The following is a 15226-nucleotide window of genomic DNA, read 5'->3' as shown; positions in this document are numbered from 1 at the left end:
ACCCGGCACGCCAGGTTCGCAGCCGGGTCAGGGCGGGCGCGGGGATGCCTCGTCCGGCTTCTCAGGGGGGCCGGACCCGGCCCGTGAGGCCCGCCGCCGCGTCACCAGGTGGACGGCTTCTCCGCGGTGAACAACCAGGCGTCGAAGAGGGCTTCGAGGTTCTTGCCGGAGATCTTCTCGGCCATCGCGATGAACTCCGGGGTCGTGACGCTCCCGTACTTGTGCGTGGCGACCCACTGCTTCAGGAGCTTGAAGAACGCCGGATCGCCGATCCGCTGCCTGAGCGCGTGCAGCGTCATACCGCCCCGGGTGTAGACGGAGTTGTTGAACAGGTCCTCCGGCCTGGCCCGGCCGGGGGCGTAGCTCCAGATGGGGGCGTCGGCGGCGGCGGCGTAGTTCCTGCGGAAGAGCTGTTCGGTGGTGGACCGGCCCTCGTGCTCCGACCAGAGCCACTCGGCGTAGGTCGCGAAGCCCTCGTTGAGCCACAGGTCCTTCCACCGCTTGATGCTGAGGCTGTCGCCGAACCACTGGTGGGCCAGCTCGTGGGCGATGATGTCGTCGTCGGGGGCGAACCCGCCGTACATGGGCTTGGTCTGGTTCTCCAGCGCGTAGCCCGCGGGGAAGTCGTCGACCACGCCCCCGGTCGAGGAGAAGGGGTAGGGGCCAAAGAGCGTGCTCCAGTAGTCGGTGACCTTGCCCGACACGTCGTACAACCTCCGCAGCGAGCCATGGAAGATCGGGTCGACGGCCGCCAGATTCTTCAGGCCCCCGGCGGTCTTGCCCTGAAGCACCTCGAACCTGCCCAGCGTCATGGTGGCCAGGTAACTGGCCATCGGGTGGCTCTCCCGCCACCGGAAGGTCGTCCTGCCCCCGACGGTCCTCGGCTCGCCGACGAGCTCGCCGTTGGCCAGCGCCGTCAGCCCCGCGGGCACGGTGAGCTCGAAGTCGTAGCGCGCCTTGTCGGCGGGGTGGTCGTTGCTGGGGAACCAGGTCTTGGCCCCGTTGGGCTGGCCCGTGACGAAGGCGCCGTCCCGGGTCGGAATGAAGCCGTACGTGCCCAGATTGGAGGAGTTCCGGACAGGTTTGGGCTCTCCGGCGTACGCGACCTCGACGGCGAACGTCGCCTCGTCCGGGATGGACTCGGCGGGGGTGACGGTGAGCTCGCTTCCGGCCCGGTCGAATCTCGCGGGCCTGCCGTCCACGGTGACCCGGCTGACCGTGAAGCCCGAGAGGTCGAGGTTGAAGCTCGCCAGGTGCTGGGTGGCCCGGGCCTCGATCCTGGCCGTCCCGGCCAGGTGTTTGGAAGACGGGGTGTAGCCCAGCTTGAGCAGGTAGTGGTCGACGTCGTAGCCGCCGTTGCCGTCGGTGGGGAAGTCGGAGTCGCCGATCCCGGGGGCGCCGGGCCTGGCCCTGTTGTCGGCGGAGCTGGACATGGGGGAGGCGGAGGGGCCAGACACCGTCGAGTTCACCGTCGAGTTCACTGTCGAGTTCACCGTCGAGTTCGCCGCAGGGACGCTCTCCCCGCTCGACGCGGCACAGGCGACCGTGCCGATGGTCCCGAGCGTGCTGAGCAGAGCGGCGGTCGCCGTGGTGGCCAGCCGTTTGTACGCCATACCCCTAACACTCCTTCCCCGGCCCGCTGAGCCGAGCTCGTGCATGGCACACTACGCGACTGACCTGCGTCGATCAGGCGTCTATGACAAGCGTTCTGGCTGCGATGTCATGCACGGCCTGCTTGCGTGACTGAAAAAGGATGAAAGCCAGGTCTATCCACCCCAGGCAGCAGGTGATGTACATCACCCACCGGACCAGCTCGCGAATCGCGGTCTGCCCGACGTCGGCCCTCCGCCCGCCGAGGTCGGCCACGCGCAGGTGGAAGAGGCGCTTGCCGAGCGTCTGCCCGTTCCAGAAGGCGGTCAGCAGCCAGTAGTACAGAAAGCCGATCACCGCCACCAGGAGGGTCTCCGCGCGGGGCGTTATCGCGACGAAGCCCTCGGAGCCCGTGACGGTGCTGACGGTCCGGTAGCTGAACGGTGCGGAGATGAGGCTGATGATGACGAGGTCGAGGATGCCCGCGAACAGGCGGCGCCATCGTCCACCCAGCCGCATGTCCCCGGCCTGGGGGGACCCGCCGAAGGGCCCCCCGCCGTAGCCGGGACCGGGACCGTAGCCGGGGTCGGGGCCTGGGGTGTGGCCGGGGCCGGATTGCGGGCCGGGGCCGGGGTGCGGGCCGGGGCCGTGGTGAGGACCGGGGCCGGGGCCTGGGTGGCCCGGCCCCGGCGGAGCGGGATCGGACCACGGGTCCGATCCCCGGTCATCCGGCGGTGGCGGTATTGATCCCATTCGCAGGTGATTGCCGGAAGAGCGCCATCACAAAGCCAAAGGCGGTTGTGGGTTACCTCTGAGCCGAGGTCACAGGTTTCCCCTGAGGTCCTGCTCACGCTCGATCGCCTCGAAGAGCGCCTTGAAGTTGCCCTTGCCGAAGCCGAGCGAGCCGTGCCGCTCGATCAGCTCGAAGAACACGGTCGGACGGTCCTGCACCGGCTTGGTGAAGATCTGCAGCAGGTAGCCGTCCTCGTCCCGGTCGACCAGGATCCCGCGCTTCTTCAGCTCCTCGATCGGCGCGCGGACCTCGCCGATGCGCTTCCGCAGTTCCGGGTCGTCGTAGTAGGAGGCGGGAGTGTCCAGGAAGCCGACCCCGGCCTCGCGCATGCGGTCGACGCTGCCGAGGATGTCGTTGGTGGCCAGCGCGATGTGCTGCACGCCGGGGCCGCCGTAGAACTCCAGGTACTCGTCGATCTGCGACTTCTTCCTGGAGATCGCCGGCTCGTTGAGCGGGAACTTCACCTTGCGGGTGCCGTCCGCGACCACCTTGGACATCAACGCCGAGTATTCGGTGGCGATGTCGTCGCCGACGAACTCCGCCATGTTGGTGAAGCCCATGACCCGCTTGTAGAACTCCACCCACTCGTCCATTTTGCCGAGTTCCACGTTGCCGACGCAGTGGTCGACGGCCTGGAACAGGCGGCCGTTCTTCACGTCGGGGGCCGCGACCAGGGGGTCCGCCGGGAGGTAGCCGGGCAGGTAGACACCGCTGTAGTTGGACCTGTCGACGAGGGTGTGCCGGGTCTCGCCGTAGGTGGCGATCGCCGCGACCACCACCTTGCCGTGCTCGTCCTCCAGCACCCGCGGCTCCGACAGCCCCCGCGCGCCCTGGGCGAGCGCGTGGGCGTAGGCCGTGTCCACGTCGGGGACCTCGATGGCGAGGTCGATCACACCGTCACCGTGCTCGGCCACATGGCGGGCGACCTCGGTGCCGGGGCGCACCGCCCCGCGGAACTCGAACCTGGCGGCGCCCGAGGTGAGGACGTACGCCACCTCGTCGCGGCTGCCGTTCTCCGGGCCCCGATAGGCCACGAGCCGCATGCCGAACGCGCTGGAGTAGTAGTGGGCGGCCTGCTTGGCGTTGCCCACCGCGAAAACCACGGAGTCCATACCGTTCACCGGAAAGATATCGCTCATGCGAGTACTTTCTGATTTGCTGGTCTGTTTGTGCAACACTCACATTAAATAGTGCACAATATGCACAATCAGTTGCCGATCATCGCGGAGCACCTGTACATCATGACGATCGATCAGCTCGACGCCCGTCTCATCGCCCTGCTCGCGGCGGAGCCCAGACTCGGGGTGCTGGAGTGCTCGCGGCGGCTCGGAGTGGCCAGGGGGACCGTGCAGGCACGCCTCGATCGGCTGGTCGCCCGGGGGGTGGTCACCGGGTTCGGCCCGGACATCGCCCCCGCGGCACTCGGCTACGACGTGACCGCGTTCGTGACCCTGCAGATCCGCCAGGTCAGCGGGCACGACCCGGTCGCCGTGCAACTCGCGGCCATCCCCGAGGTGCTGGAGGTGCACACGATCACCGGCGGTGACGACATGCACTGCCGCGTGGTGGCGCGCAGCAATGCCGATCTGCAGCGGGTAATTGACCTGATCGTTGACGTCCGGGGCGTGGTCAGGACCTCGTCGGTGATCGCCTTGGACACCCCTGTGCCATACCGTGTTCTGCCTTTGGTGGCCGATGTCCCACGCAAGGGGAGGAGCTAGCCGTACCATGCCAAGCAGGGGCCAGACACCGTTATCCATCGTTTACCCTTAACGGTCCGCGCAACCGTCGGGGGTCTGCGACGGATCCGATCGGGGGGTCACGCGTGCTAAAGGGCGGGACGGGCAGTCCCAGGAGGAAGCTCCTGCGGATCACACTCATCGTCTTCGGCGTCGGTGTCATCTCGGTGATCGGCCTGCTCGGGGTGGTGTGGGCGATGACCCCCATCCCGGACAGCACGCAGCCCAGGGCCACCGCGCAGGGCTCGGTGATCTTCTACCGGGACGGCAAGACCGTGCTGGCCAAGCAGGGGGTCAACCGCAAGAGCGTGACCCTGGACAAGGTTCCGCAGAGCCTGCGGAACGCGGTCATCGCCGCGGAGAACCGCTCGTTCTACAACGACCAGGGCATCTCCCTCAAGGGCACCTTCCGGGCCATGTGGTCCACGGTCACCGGGCAGCAGCTTCAGGGCGGCTCCACGATCACCCAGCAGATGGTCCGCAACTACTACAGCGGTCTCAGCCAGGAACGTTCCATAATCCGCAAGCTCAAGGAGATCATGATCTCCCTGAAGGTGGACCAGTCGAAGTCGAAGGACTGGGTGCTGGAGCAGTACCTCAACACGATCTACTTCGGCCGGGGCGCCGACGGGGTCCAGGCGGCGGCCGACGCCTACTTCCGCAAGGACGTGGGCAAGCTGACCCTCGCCGAGGGGGCCTACCTCGCCGCGGTGATCCAGCAGCCCTCCAGGTTCGCCGACCCGCAGGGCGCGGACCTCTACGCGGCCAGGGACCGCTGGAGGTCGGTGATCGACGGGATGGTGGCCATCGGGGCCGTCACCTCCACCGAGGCCGCCGAGGTGACCTTCCCCACCCTCAGAAAGCCCAAAGCGATCTTCGCGCCCAAGGGGCAGGAGGGCTACATGCTCGACCAGGTGGCGGCCGAGCTCAAAAGCAGGGGCTACACCGACGAGGTCATCAACCAGGGCGGGCTGAAGATCGTATCGACCTTCGACAAGAACCTGATGGCCGCCGCCGAGCGCGCCGTCACCTCGGTCCTGCCGGAGAGCACCCCCAAGAAGGTCCGCGCCGGGCTGGCCGCCGTCGATCCCGCGACCGGTGAGGTCCTCGCCTTCTACGGCGGCCGCGACTACGCCGCCAACAAGTTCGACAACTCGTTCTCGGCCAAGGTACAGGCCGGATCGACCTTCAAGGCGTACACGCTGGCCGCGGCCCTGAACAACGGCTTCGGCCTCGACACCAGGGTCGACGGCAACTCGCCGCTGCGGATCGCCTCCGCAGACATCCCCAACTCGGGCGGCTACTCCTACGGCCAGGTCAACCTCGTCAAGGCGACCCAGAGTTCGGTGAACACCGCCTTCGTCGACCTCGCCCAGAAGATCGGCCTGAACAAGGTGGTCAAGGTCGCCGAGGCCGCCGGAATCCCCGGCAAACAGCTCGACCCGCATCGGGCCGCGGCCACCCTCCCGCTCGGCGTGGCCTCGGTGAGCGCGGTGCAGAACGCCTCGGGCTTCGCCACCTTCGCCGCGGAGGGCGTCCACCGCGAGGCCCATGTGATCCGCTCGGTCACCGACGCCGACGGGAAGGTCGTGAAGAGCTCCACCAGGGGGAAGCGCGCCTTCAGCGAGCAGGCCGCCATCGACGCCACCTACGCGCTGACCCAGGTCGTCGAGGCGGGCACCGGCTCGGGAGCCCGCCTGTACGACCGCCCCGTGGCGGGCAAGACCGGCACCACGGACGAGTCGGCGGCCGTCTGGTTCGCCGGGTTCACCCCGCAGCTGGCGACGGCGGTCAACATGTTCCGCGACGACAACAAGCCGGTGACCGTGAACGGCAGCGCCCAGTACGGCGGATCCTATCCCGCCCAGATCTGGCGCGCCTTCATGACCGAGGCGATGGACGGCAAGCCGGTCAAGGAGTTCAAGGAGCCGTCCAGCTACGGCTACTCCAACCCGTACGACGACTACGGCTCCGGCGGCCGATACGACGACCAGGGCGGTGACCAGGGCATTGTCACCCCCAACCCCGACGAGCCCGGCACTTTCGGCCCCACCCAGAGCACGAGTCCCGGACCGGAGACCCCCGGCCCCGGCCAGACCTCGGCTCCGGGCGACGAGGGGCGGGGTGGCCCCGGCAACGGCCCGGAGGGCCAGGACGGCGGAGGCGGCGACGGGCTCGGTCTCGACGGCCTGGGCCGCCGTGTCGTCGCCCCCGCGGGGAGCGAGTGACCCTACGCCCCGCTCGCCAGCTCGGCTCGCAGGGCCGTGGGGGTGGTGACGGGCATCCGGCAGGTGAAGCCACGGCATACGTAGGCCGCGGGCACGCCTCCCACCAGGCCCCGGCCGGCCAGGAGCGGGATCTCGCCGGAATCGGGCTCTCCGAGTGCCAGGACCAGGCCGGGCAGGGGTGACATCAGAGCGGCCCGGTGCAGGGCCGCCGTCGCCGGATCGCCGGCCGGCCCCACGACCGCGACCTCGATCGGGCCGGCCACCGCCGCCTGTGCCACCGCCAGGCCCCACCCGGCGAACCGGGCGTGCCTGTCGGCCAGGACGGTGACCGTGCCCAGGGCCGCCTCGGCCGCCGCCCTGTGCCGGGACGAGCCGGTCAGCGCCGCGTACGACAGCAGCGCCCCCGCGGCGGCGAACTGGCCGGAGGGGGTGGCGTTGTCCGTCGGGTCCTGCGGGCGCTGGAAGAGCCGCTCGGCGTCGTCGGCGGTGTCGTAGAACCCGCCGGAGCCATCGGAGAACCGCTCCAGAACGGTCTCCAGCAGTGACTCGGCCCGCCGGAACCAGTGGACCTCCCCGGTCACCCCGGAAAGGGTCAGCAGGCCCTCTGCGAGGTCGGCGTAGTCTTCCAGGACCCCCGCGTTGGTGCCGGCGCGGCCGTCGCGGGACGTGCGCAGCAGCCGGTCACCGTCCAGGTGGAGGCCGTCGATCAGGGTGGCCGCCTCGCGCGCCGCCTCGACGAGATCCGGCCGGTCGAACAGGGCGCCGGTCTCGGCGAGGGCGGCGATGGCCAGGCCGTTCCAGGCGGCCACCACCTTGTCGTCGCGCCCGGGCCGCACCCGGCGGGCCCGCGCGGCCAGCAGCGCGGAGCGCACCCGGGCGAACCGCTCGGGATCGGTGGGGTCGGAGGGGAGCTGGAGCACCGAGGTGCCGTGCTCGAACGTCCCCGTCACCTCGAACAGGTCGATCGCCCAGGCACCGTCCTCCTCGCCGAGGACCTCGCGGAGCTCCCGGGGGGTCCAGGCGTAGAACCTGCCCTCCACACCCTCGCTGTCTGCGTCCAGGGCGGAGGCGAAGCCCCCCTCGGGGGTGCGCATCTCGGCCAGCAGCCAGTCGGCGGTCTCCAGCGCCACCCGCCGGCCCAGGGCGGAGCCGCCTGAGCGCCACCAGTGCGTGTAGACCCGCAGGAGCAGGGCGTTGTCGTAGAGCATCTTCTCGAAGTGCGGCACCACCCAGTCCGCGTCCACGCTGTAGCGGGCGAACCCGCCGCCGAGCTGGTCGTAGATGCCACCCCTGGCCATGGCCTCCAGCGTCCGGCCGGCCATGGACGTCGCCGCGTTCGCGGTCGCCCGCGCGTCCTCGCCGGTGGGGGTCGCGCCGTAACGCAGCAGGAACTCCAGGGCCATCGACGGCGGGAACTTGGGCGCTCCGCCGAAGCCGCCGCGGGCCGAGTCGAAGGACTCGGCCAGGCTCTGCACGGCCCGGGTGAGCGTGCTCGGCGTGGGCAGCGGCCCCGACGGCATCGCCGACTGCTCGTTCAGCGCCTCCACGATCTTCGAGCTCTGTTCGAGCACCGCCTCCCGGTCGCCGTTCCAGGCGTTCGACACCCCGGCCAGCAGCCGCTGGAACTGCTGCCTGGGAAAGTAGGTGCCGGTGTAGAAGGGGTGGCCCTCCGGAGTGGCGAAGACGGTCATCGGCCACCCGCCCTGGCCTGTCATGGCCTGGGTGGCCGTCATGTAGACCGCGTCGACGTCCGGACGCTCCTCGCGATCGACCTTCACGTTGACGAAGTGCTCGTTCATCAGCGCGGCCGTGCCGGGGTCCTCGAACGACTCGTGAGCCATTACGTGACACCAGTGACATGCCGAGTAACCGACGCTGATCAGCAGGGGAGCGTTCCGCCGCCGTGCCTCCGCGAAGGCCTCGTCGCCCCAGGCGAACCAGTCGACGGGATTGTCCGCGTGCTGCAGCAGGTAGGGGCTCGTCGCGTCCTTCAAGCGGTTCATGAAGACCCTTCCGGTGTACGCGGTGCGTACTTCTCCTCGCGAGGTGCGCGGAGATCGCGCGTCACGGTTCTTCTCACACTAGACCGAGAGGGACACCGACACCTGGCCGGAACCCGGTTGACGGTCACGGGCAGGGCGTCCGTCCCCGGCGCCGGAAAGTTCCCGGGATCACCGCCCCGGGGTTCCGGGGCGGTGATCCCGGGAACGACCGCGAACGCGCTGCCCACTCGCTGATCGCTCCGGCGGCCCGGCCGAGGGGCTGGAGGTGGCACCGGGCGGGAGGGGAAGCCGGACGTGTGCCAGGTGCTCTCCGAGGCCGTGATCGCGAAGGCCTCCAACCCGCCGAGCCTCCGGGTGCTGCTTCCCGCGAGGTGAGGGTCGTGCCCCAGGGGCCGCCGCGCGGGGCGGACGGTCGTCTTCCCGGTCGCCTCCCGAGGCAGGCTCGCGAGCCGTCGGCCAGGGGAAGGTGTGTTCATCGCGCTTCGGGCGTAGGCTCACTGGGCGTGGATCTCGACTTCGTCTGTGTGCACGCCGGAAGGGCGGCTTCCGAGCTGACCCGGCGTGATGTCGCCCGTGCGCTGCTCGCCGTGCCGTCCGGGGTGGCGCTGGTGGCGCTGCCCGATCTGAGGCGGGCGCTGCTGGCGGCGGGCAACCCGCTGTCGGTGCCGTTCTGGGACTCCGCGAAGGCGACCCTCAGTGCGATCGAGTCCGGCGGTGCGACCGTGGGAGACGTGCAGCGCTGGATGGAGTCCACGGGCACCGAGCCGCTCCTGCTCACCCGCAGCTTCTTCGTCTGGCCTGAGGAGGACGAGCGGGGACCGGTCGGCGAGGAGATGTTCAACCGGCTGGTCGCCTACCTGGAGGAGCGGGTCGCCGCGGGGGAGATCGACCCGGACGCGCTCGCGCGGGGTGACGAGCAGGCCAGGGAGGTCTACGCGGACTTCCAGGAGCGCTGGCTCACCGGCCCGCTGCCCGACGGGCGAGTCCCGGGAACCGTGGTCTCCGACGAGCAGGACGAGGAGCTGTTCGCCGCCTGGGACGAGGAGGAGGCGTTCGCCCTGGGCGAGCTGCGGCGCATCCTGGCCGAGCTGCCCGAGCCCGAGCGGCCTGTCAGGGAGTTGCGGGCCGCGGCCACCCGGCTGCGCGAGGTGCTGGCCGGCCCCGGCTATCCGGGAAACGTGCTGCGGGCCTGCGCCGGGTACGAGGGGGAGCCGCTGCCGGCCGACGACGAGGAGCTCTGGCTGACCGTCACGGCTGGTATCGCGGGGCCGATCTCCGATCTGCCGGAGGAGGAGGACCGGCTGGAGGTCTTCACCGACCTGGACGGGGAGCTCAGCCACGAGGACTCGGTGCTGGCCGCCCTGTGCGCGATCCACCACGCCGACTGGCTGGCCGTGGTCGCGGCCCTGGCCAGGCGCGGTCCCGGGGTGCTGGCCTCGCCCGAGCGAATCGCCCGGCTCATCGCCGAGTCGGAGGACATCGACGTCGACATGGACGAGCCGGAGGACCTGGAAGCGGCCGAGACGCTCTTCAGCTCGGTCACCCCGCTCTGGGCGTGTCTGGGGATCGTCGACAGGACCGAGGTGCTCACCCCACTGGGCCGCTGGGGCCTGCCCAGGGCGCTGGAGCGAGCCTGGTCCTCGACGGACGCCCTCGGGGACTGAGGGCGAGGGCCGCGGTCCGGTCCTCGGCGGACCGACGCCGGGCCGCGCGGAGGGGCCGGTCGGCCAGGTCCGGAGAACCGGGCGCCTGCCGTACGGCCGCCGGGGTCAGGCGTCCTCGTCCAGGAGGTCGAGGTAGCTCTCCGGCACCAGATCCTGGTATTCGGGGTGGCGCCGGATGTAGCGGGCGATGAACGGGCAGAGCGGCACGACCATCCGATCGGAGGCACGGCTCGCGTCGAGAGCCGCGGCGGCCAGCCGCCCGCCCAGGCCCCTGCCCTCGAACTCGGGGAGGATCTCGGTGTGCGTGAAAATGATCTTCCCGGATCGGAGCCGGTACGCGGCGAACCCGGCGACCCCGCCGTCCAGCAGGATCTCGAAGCGGGCGGCCTCGTGGTTGTCGGAGACCTCGATGTCGTCGGCCATGCTCATCCTCGGAGTGTCGGCCCTGCCGGGCGGGTTTTTCGCGCGTGTCATGCCGTCACCGGCTGGGGATCAGGCGATGTGGGTGATCGCCCTGGGGCGTCCCTCGATCGCCCCCGGCAGACCGGGGACGTACGCGGAATCGGGCTAGGGAGCGGTCGGTGTCGTGCTGCCGGCGGTGCTCTGCTGCTTCCTCAGCTCGGCCTCGGAGGGGACCTCGATCCTGGAGATCTGCTTCCTCATCGACTTGACGAGCAGGTAGAGGGCGAACCCCATCGCCGCCACGACGAGGAAGCCCACGAGGCCAGGATTGACGACGGACTCATCGAGGACGTTAGGTGTAATCACACGTCAAGTCTGCCACCGCCGCCTCCCGGTCGCGTCAGTGGCAGGCGTGCGAGACCGTGTCCGCGTGGATTCCGGTGAACAGGTCGTCCTCGGGAAGCTCGACGTCCACGAGCGCGCGAGCCAGGTGGTAGTCCTCGGTCGGCCAGATCTCACGCTGCAGGTCGCGCGGGCAGACGAACCAGAAGCCGTCCGGATCGACCTGGGTGGCGTGCGCGAGCAGTGCCTCGTCGCGGATCTCGAAGTAGTCGCCGCAGGGGACCCGGGTGGTCACCGGCCACTTCTGCGGGCGGTCCTCCCAGCGGGAGATCCAGTCGGCGTAGGGGGAGCCCATGTCGCGGGAGTTCATCGCCTCGTGCAGCGCCTCGAACCGGTCCTTGGTGAAACCCATGTGGTAGTAGAGCTTCAGGGGCTGCCAGGGCTCACCGGTGCCCGGGTAACGGTCGGGGTCGCCCGCCGCCTCGAACGCCTCCACCGAGACCCGGTTGGTCATGATGTGGTCGGGGTGCGGATAGCCGCCGTCGTCGTCGTAGGTGAGGATGACGTGCGGCCTGAACTCGCGGACGGCCGCCACCAGCGGGGCCGAGGCGACCTGGAGGGGCTGCAGGGCGAAGCAGCCCTCGGGTAGCGGTTCGCTCTCGTCCTCGGGCAGGCCGGAGTCGACGAACCCCATGAAGCGCTGCCGCACGCCGAGGATCTCGCGGGCGCGCTCCATCTCCAGGCGCCGCACCTCGCCGATGTTCTCCAGGATCTCCGGGCGCTCCATCTTGGGGTTCAGGATCGACCCGCGTTCGCCCCCGGTGAGCGTACAGACCAGCACGTCCACGCCCTCGGCCACGTAGCGCGCCATGGTGGCGGCGCCTTTGCTCGACTCGTCGTCGGGATGCGCGTGGACGGCCATCAGCCTGAGTGGTGCACTCACGGGCTCGGTGTCTCCTCTGTGTCGGTCGCGCTTCGGATCGTCGTCGGTCGCCTCGCGGACGGCCTAACCTGGCCGTATCCCCCGCTCCGCTCGACGCGGTGCCCCGCGCGCCCTCGGCTTACGTCACTCTGTGAAGAGGTTAGTTTCTCTTGGGCGGTCGCGAGGGCGAGGCCCCCGCAGGGGACAATTGTCTCGGATAACACCGAGGTAGTGCAGGGAGATTCCGTCATGGCCACCAGCGAAGCCGAAAAGGGCCGTCAGAACGGCCCGATCCTCGGCACCCCGGACGATTTTCCCGACCGTCCGGAGAGCAGGGGACGCTTCGTCGTGCACGTCGTGATCGCGATCCTCTGCGCCGTGTGCGCGGGGGGCTGGGGCTATGTGATGTGGGCGTCCAAGGGCAACACGGAGGTCATCGACCAGGTCATCGCGTTCGATGCCAGCCGCGGCGATTCTGTGCAGATCATGTTCGAGGTCGTCAAACCGTCTGATCGCGCGGCGCTCTGCCGGCTGCGGGCCACCGACGTCAGCCACGTCGAGGTCGGCAGCAAGGAGGTCAATATTCCGGCTGGTGAGGGGTATGTTCGGCTTACTGAACGGCTAGAGACCAGTGCTCAGGCCACTTCCGGTCACGTCCAGTACTGCTATCTCGTATAGTGAGACATTTGAGGAGGCGGACGAAGGGCTAACTTGTTAGCCTGTCGAGATTCGACCGTCCGCAACCCCCAAGCACGAAGCCCCCTAGAGGAAGCAAGGAGAACCCGTGGCCGACTCCCACAACGAGAGCGTCACCTGGCTCACTCAGGAGGCGTACGACCGCCTGAAGGCTGAGTTCGAGCATCTCTCGGGGCCCGGGCGCGTCGACATCGCCAAGAAGATCGAGGCGGCCCGCGAAGAGGGCGACCTGAAGGAGAACGGTGGCTACCACGCCGCCAAGGACGAGCAGGGCAAGATGGAGGCCCGTATCTTCCATCTCCGTCAGATCCTGGACAGCGCCAAGGTCGGTGAGGCACCCCGCACCGAAGGCGTGGTCGGCCCGGGAATGACCGTCACCGTCCGCTTCGAGGGCGACGACGAGGAGGTCGCCTTCCTGCTGGCCTCCCGCGAGGAGAGCGGTGCCCCGATCGACGTCTACTCGCCCAAGTCGCCTCTCGGCTCGGCGATCAACGGCAAGAAGATCGGTGAGAAGGCGACCTACACCATGCCGAACGGCCGTTCCAACACCGTCGAGATCCTTGAGGCCGTGCCGTACGTCGGCAACTGACCTCCCCATACTCCGCTGATCCGTTGATCCGCCGGGACGGGTGTCCCGGCGGATTGCCATGTCCTGGAGGATTTGGCGGGGGGTTTGTAGTCTTGCGGTCTTATTGCAGATAAGACGCTTTTTGATGGGTTCGCGTGCATCGCCGGGCGGTGTACGGCACCCTCATAGGGTCGGCCTGGTGGGAGAAGGGGATATGTCGTGTTCGATCGGCGGCCACGTGTCTCCGACCTGATCCGGGAGGCCCGCCAGGACCTCGCCTACCGTCCCCGTCTTCGCTACAGCCGCCGCACCGCCCGTCTGATGAGGCAGGCGGTCCCGATCCTCGCCGTTCTGCTCGTCGGCGTGCTGGCCATCGGCCTGATGATCTACACGCAACTGCCGGAGGCCGATCCGGAGACGGTCACCATGCGCAGGTCCGTCGCCACCGTGCCGACCCAGGTGGCGAAGCCCGTCCAGCCCGCGCAGGCGCCCGCTCCGGTGGCGCCGCTGACCTCGATGCGGAAACCGCATCTTTTCGTCGTGGCGCCCAGGCCGCTCAGTTCGTCGGTGGTGGCCAAGATCGCCCAGCTCTCCGGGGTGCGGGCGGTGGAGCGCACCGACGCCGCAGAGGTGATCCTGGACGGCAAGCGGGTTCAGACGCTCGGGGTGAACCCCTCGACGTTCCGCGCCTACACCCCCAAGCCGACGGCGCGCTCCGACAGGCTCTGGCAGAACGTCTCGGCGGGGGAGGTCGCCGTCTCCTTCGTCCTGGGCAACGACGGGGGCATGCCGCTGGGCAAGACGTTCACCACCGCCGGGCAGAACCTGCGGGTCGGCGCCTACGCCACGATGGGCATGGGCGCCATCGACGCGGTGGTCTCCCGGCCGACCGCCCGCGCACTGGGCATCCCGGAGAACAACGCGCTCGTGGTGAGCGCCCCGAAGGCCGACTCCACGAAGCTGCGCCGCGCGCTCCTGCGCGTACTGCCCAAGGGGGGGCAGGTCGCCGTGATCAACCCGGTGCTGACGGCCCCCCGGAGCACGAACTGGCCGGCCGGTTCCTTCATGACCACTCCCCAGGTCAGGACCGCGCTCGCCGCCGCGATCAGCAAGCTCGGCCGCCCGTACGTGTGGGGCGCGGAGGGTCCGGACAGCTTCGACTGCTCGGGCCTGGTCCAGTGGGCGTACCGCCAGGCGGGGATCACGGTGCCCCGGGTGACGCACCAGCAGTTCGTCTCGGGCCCGCAGATCCCGCTCGCCCAGATCCAGCCGGGGGACCTGCTGTTCTGGCGGCACGATCCCACCAACCCCGGCTACGTCTCGCACGTGGCGATCTACTGGGGAGACGGCAAGATGCTGCAGGCTCCCAGGACCGGCGACGTGGTCAAGCTCAGCCCCGTCACCACCCGCAACTTCGCCGGGGCCGTGCGGGTCAGCCCGGCGGTCGCCGCCCGCGTCCGCTAGGCCCCGTCCCCTGGATCTTTCGCCTACCGGGTGCCGGTGAGCGGGAGGCCGGCGGCGAGCTGCTCGACGGTCGTGGCCTCGTATCCCCGCTCGGCGAACAGACGCAGCGCGTGCTCCTGAATCGCACGGCGGGTCTTCGCCTTCTTGCGCTCGCGCAGCCCTCCGGCGCGTTGGGGTGATCTCATTCGCCGACTCTCGCGTCTGCGCGGGCCGCCATGGACAGCGGCCGTGAACGTTGTAATCTAAATTACATGGAAAAAGATAAAACAATGGAGAAGCTGCGCGGCTGGTTCTCGGGACGGCTGCCCCGGGAATGGTTCGAAGGCGAGCCTGAGATCGTGCTGGACCGTGAGGAGATCGCGGTGGTCGGCAGGCTCCGGGCTCCCCTGCTCGGCGACGACGTCTCGGAGGTGGAGCGTTCCGCCGCGCTGGAGGGCGGCATCCTGCGCTTCCGCGAGGAGACCAGGGAGCGGCGCGTGGAGATCGCGCTGGAGGCCGAGCACCGATTCCGCAGGAAGGTCTCCTGGGGGGTCGCGGTCGGCGGCGAGACGGTGATGTTCACCACACTGTCGGTGCCCGTCATGACCAGGCTCAGGCAGTCGGAGCGCCGGGTGCTCGACACCCTCGTGGCCGCGGGGGTGGCCCGCAGTCGCAGTGACGCGCTCGCCTGGTGCGTACGTCTGGTGGGCGACCACACCGACACCTGGCTGGCGGATTTGAGGGACGCGCTACGGCATGTCGACCGTGTCCGGGCCGCCGGGCCCGACGTGAACTCCTGAGGCTGGGCAGCGGGAATGGCCGATAAATTGGTCTGA

Annotated in this window: 15 protein-coding genes; 7 read left to right on the top strand and 8 right to left on the bottom strand. The window is 69.4% G+C overall.

The genetic code is table 11. The features are described from left to right. Window positions 1-101 precede the first annotated feature (101 nt). The 3 genes from ACQP0P_RS42180 to hppD form a co-directional block, all read right to left on the bottom strand. Window positions 102-1613 carry a M1 family metallopeptidase gene (locus tag ACQP0P_RS42180; RefSeq protein ID WP_433367123.1) on the bottom strand — a complete coding sequence of 504 codons (1512 nt, stop codon included), beginning with the start codon at window positions 1611-1613 and terminating at the stop codon, window positions 102-104. A 73-nt stretch (window positions 1614-1686) separates the two neighbouring features. Next, complete coding sequence (locus ACQP0P_RS42175) at window positions 1687-2109, bottom strand: RDD family protein (protein WP_433367120.1); 423 nt, start codon at window positions 2107-2109, stop codon at window positions 1687-1689. A gap of 303 nt (window positions 2110-2412) precedes the next feature. Continuing rightward, window positions 2413-3495, bottom strand: a complete 1083-nt coding sequence (hppD, locus tag ACQP0P_RS42170; protein WP_433367117.1) for a 4-hydroxyphenylpyruvate dioxygenase — start codon at window positions 3493-3495, stop codon at window positions 2413-2415. A gap of 129 nt (window positions 3496-3624) precedes the next feature. Here hppD and ACQP0P_RS42165 point away from each other — a divergent pair, with 129 nt between their 5' ends. Then, entirely contained in the window at window positions 3625-4104 is a 480-nt protein-coding gene (locus ACQP0P_RS42165; RefSeq protein WP_030910940.1) for an Lrp/AsnC family transcriptional regulator, read from the top strand. 104 nt (window positions 4105-4208) lie between these two features. Beyond that, window positions 4209-6350, top strand: a complete 2142-nt coding sequence (locus tag ACQP0P_RS42160) for a transglycosylase domain-containing protein (protein ID WP_433367115.1) — start codon at window positions 4209-4211, stop codon at window positions 6348-6350. A gap of 2 nt (window positions 6351-6352) precedes the next feature. Here ACQP0P_RS42160 and ACQP0P_RS42155 read toward each other — a convergent pair whose 3' ends face one another. Next, window positions 6353-8353 (bottom strand): thioredoxin domain-containing protein, encoded by a 2001-nt coding sequence (locus ACQP0P_RS42155; protein ID WP_433367112.1) that lies wholly within the window; start codon window positions 8351-8353, stop codon window positions 6353-6355. A gap of 503 nt (window positions 8354-8856) precedes the next feature. Between ACQP0P_RS42155 and ACQP0P_RS42150 the strand changes: the two genes are divergently transcribed. Beyond that, the gene (locus ACQP0P_RS42150) at window positions 8857-10017 is read left to right on the top strand and encodes a hypothetical protein (protein ID WP_433367109.1); all 1161 of its coding nucleotides are present in this window, start codon (window positions 8857-8859) and stop codon (window positions 10015-10017) included. Window positions 10018-10122: 105 nt separating this feature from the next. Here the strand turns inward: ACQP0P_RS42150 and ACQP0P_RS42145 are convergent, their stop codons facing one another. The 3 genes from ACQP0P_RS42145 to mca form a co-directional block, all read right to left on the bottom strand. Beyond that, window positions 10123-10491 carry a GNAT family N-acetyltransferase gene (locus ACQP0P_RS42145; RefSeq protein ID WP_433367106.1) on the bottom strand — a complete coding sequence of 123 codons (369 nt, stop codon included), beginning with the start codon at window positions 10489-10491 and terminating at the stop codon, window positions 10123-10125. A 93-nt stretch (window positions 10492-10584) separates the two neighbouring features. Then, complete coding sequence (locus ACQP0P_RS42140; protein WP_433367103.1) at window positions 10585-10785, bottom strand: hypothetical protein; 201 nt, start codon at window positions 10783-10785, stop codon at window positions 10585-10587. A gap of 34 nt (window positions 10786-10819) precedes the next feature. Continuing rightward, window positions 10820-11704 carry a mycothiol conjugate amidase Mca gene (gene mca / locus ACQP0P_RS42135; protein ID WP_433367100.1) on the bottom strand — a complete coding sequence of 295 codons (885 nt, stop codon included), beginning with the start codon at window positions 11702-11704 and terminating at the stop codon, window positions 10820-10822. Window positions 11705-11932: 228 nt separating this feature from the next. On the opposite strand from mca, the gene ACQP0P_RS42130 reads away from it, so the two are divergent. The 3 genes from ACQP0P_RS42130 (at window position 11933) to ACQP0P_RS42120 (ending at window position 14411) form a co-directional block, all read left to right on the top strand. After that, window positions 11933-12361, top strand: a complete 429-nt coding sequence (locus tag ACQP0P_RS42130) for a DUF4307 domain-containing protein (RefSeq protein ID WP_433367097.1) — start codon at window positions 11933-11935, stop codon at window positions 12359-12361. 106 nt (window positions 12362-12467) lie between these two features. Further along, window positions 12468-12968: a transcription elongation factor GreA gene (gene greA / locus ACQP0P_RS42125; protein WP_343977738.1), complete on the top strand. Its 501-nt coding sequence runs from the start codon at window positions 12468-12470 to the stop codon at window positions 12966-12968. Window positions 12969-13166: 198 nt separating this feature from the next. Continuing rightward, on the top strand, window positions 13167-14411 hold the full coding sequence (locus ACQP0P_RS42120) for a C40 family peptidase (RefSeq protein ID WP_433367094.1): 1245 nt from the start codon (window positions 13167-13169) through the stop codon (window positions 14409-14411). Between the two features lie 23 nt (window positions 14412-14434). Here the strand turns inward: ACQP0P_RS42120 and ACQP0P_RS42115 are convergent, their stop codons facing one another. Further along, complete coding sequence (locus ACQP0P_RS42115) at window positions 14435-14596, bottom strand: TetR family transcriptional regulator (protein WP_433367091.1); 162 nt, start codon at window positions 14594-14596, stop codon at window positions 14435-14437. 84 nt (window positions 14597-14680) lie between these two features. Between ACQP0P_RS42115 and ACQP0P_RS42110 the strand changes: the two genes are divergently transcribed. Next, window positions 14681-15190: a hypothetical protein gene (locus ACQP0P_RS42110; protein WP_433367088.1), complete on the top strand. Its 510-nt coding sequence runs from the start codon at window positions 14681-14683 to the stop codon at window positions 15188-15190. The last annotated feature ends 36 nt before the right edge of the window (window positions 15191-15226 follow it).

The sequence above is a fragment of the Streptosporangium sp. CA-115845 genome, from assembly GCF_050943795.1.
In the GTDB taxonomy this organism is placed as follows: Bacteria; Actinomycetota; Actinomycetes; order Streptosporangiales; family Streptosporangiaceae; genus Streptosporangium.
This window is presented reverse-complemented; position numbering and strand designations above follow the sequence as displayed.